2 protein-coding genes are annotated in these 2,226 nt (G+C 39.1%); both read right to left on the bottom strand.

From position 1 onward, the window contains the following. Positions 1–629: sce7726 family protein (locus JF818_RS12235; RefSeq protein ID WP_198892280.1), on the bottom strand; the 629-nt coding region annotated here is incomplete at its 3' end. 151 nt (positions 630–780) lie between these two features. Further along, positions 781–2,226 (bottom strand): ATP-binding protein (locus JF818_RS12230; RefSeq protein WP_233067633.1); only part of this gene is annotated, 1,446 nt, incomplete at its 5' end.

The following is a 2,226-nucleotide window of genomic DNA, read 5'->3' as shown; positions in this document are numbered from 1 at the left end:
GCTGAAGGGAGTTCTCTGTAGTACGCAAGAAGTATGTTCTCGTACTCCTTCTTTCGTAACAAAGAAAATAGAGAATGATGATTAATGTTTGATGCATCTCTTATTGGGTCTTTCTTGATTTTATTACTCAACCGATTCTGCTTGTTCAAAACGTATATACCTACAGGAGTATCAGATAGTTCAGAATCAAGCTTAGAGAAGGAAGATTCCGATGTCACCACGCACACATGGTCAAAAGCTTTGTAATAGTCTTCTAGCTGTCCTCTCAGTCGATTGAATGTGTCCAATTCTGTTTTAATCTCATACACAACAGCTTTGCCGTTAATCAGGACAAAGTCTGCAATTGAATTTCCTATGGGTATCTGTGTCAAAGCTGTCGTAGTGCGTACACTACGCTTCCCCAAAAGCAATTTCATAAGCAGTGTATTCTGATAGAAATATTCATTTCTGTAGGATTGAGACATGAATTGATACATTTGAGATAGTATTTCACCGTTACTCAAAGCTTCTGGAAAGGGTATGTACCAATGAGCAACTTGAGTAAGCGTGGGAGGAGTTTTTTGGTTTAGTAAGTCTTTGAATACATTTTGGGTAAAGAGCTTATTGATGATTGCATTATTTGTAGTCAATCGACGCCCTCCCTTGTTCATTCCTCATTACCAATTGTCGCATAAAGAACGGTAATTCTCAATCAATATCATGCCAATAGACGCAGAAATATCACCTTACGTACAATAATTATACTAATATCATACATTATATTCTTGATACTTGCATCCCCTATTCAAGGGAGTCATTATGACTATAAGCAGGAATCCTCCAAATATTCTGGAAATCTGGCCCAGAGGATTTTGGCTTGATCCTCGGCGCGTGAATTTGCATTGTCAGAGGTATGGGGAAGTCATTACCAATTATTACAGCTTCACCTGGCTTTAGGTTTGGCAAGAAAGATGAAGCTGCTTTATCTATCTCTCCACAAGCCCTCTCTACGACTTCTCTATCTCGATCATTAGTAAGGCGATGCACAATCAAAGTGCCTATCTGACTAAGGACCCCTTCAGTAATGTCTCTTGGCCTCTGAGTAGCAAGGATAATATTTAATCCAAACTTTCTCCCTTCTTTAGCAATGAGTTCGAAAGAATCCAGTTTTGCTACGGTATCCTCACTACCAATATTCTTGCCCAAGAAGTTGTGAGCTTCATCTAGAAACAGAAGCAACGGTTTATCCTGAAAGGTATTGCTTCGCGATTGATTTAACAAATGCCTCCCTATCACATTCGAAATAATCTCGCGCGCTTTATATTCAAAGGGTATTCCACTCAAATCAATCCTTAGAAGTTTTTTTGGAGATGCAAAAAATTTGGAAATGATATCAACTAAGGAAGGTCTATCTTCAGGAGTGAATACGCACGAAAAGGCTGGCGAAGCGAGTACTCCATTGATTCTCGTGAGAAGTGGCAAACAATATGTTAAGTTTCCATTCATATCGCCCCATTTCGAGATGTCATTCTTGTAGCCATTTGGATAAACACATTCTTGTTCTATCTGTAAGGTTAGTTTTGCTACATCGAAAGGGGTCATAGGATTATCAATTTTTAATTGGACATCTTCTCGAGCAAGAACCTCATTGTATGTATCTTTGCTTTGATTTATCTTTTCAATATATCCATCGGGGAATGTATCAGGGAAAAGATTAGAAAGACGCAAACTTCGTATCGCCTCTCTTAAGATTGGACCTTGGACCTTTCCTGAGGGCTCAAACAAGGCGATAAAATCACTTTCCTGAAAGCATGTAGGGGGAAGCTTACATTCCTTCGAATCAAGGGCGGTCTTTACCGGTGATGATAGATGCCAATGTTCTATCTCATCTCCCACAATCCCTCGATACTCACCAGTAGCATCAATCAATATTATTTTTGAATTATATTCCATACACTCTTCTAATATTTTTGCTGTTGTCCAGCTTTTTCCTCCCCCTGTTGAACCAAGAATAGCCAGATGTCTTCCGAAGAGTTTCTCTGGCTTAATTTTAACTGAACTCTCCACTGCAACATCAACAGTTCCTAGGTCAAGCATGATTGATTCGTTAGAATCCAAATCCATTAATTCTGGAATCAGTGAAACAAAATCATGAGGAGCTGCAAATACAAAATCGCCTAAGCGAGGATATGTATCTACACCTGCTGTTACCTTAAGCGTTTCCATACAAATTGACCCAAGCAACTG

The organism is Sphaerochaeta sp. S2 (assembly GCF_016406725.1).
GTDB lineage: Bacteria > Spirochaetota > Spirochaetia > Sphaerochaetales > Sphaerochaetaceae > Sphaerochaeta.
The sequence above is the reverse complement of the archived record's forward strand: the minus strand, read 5'-3'. Positions and strand labels throughout refer to the sequence as shown.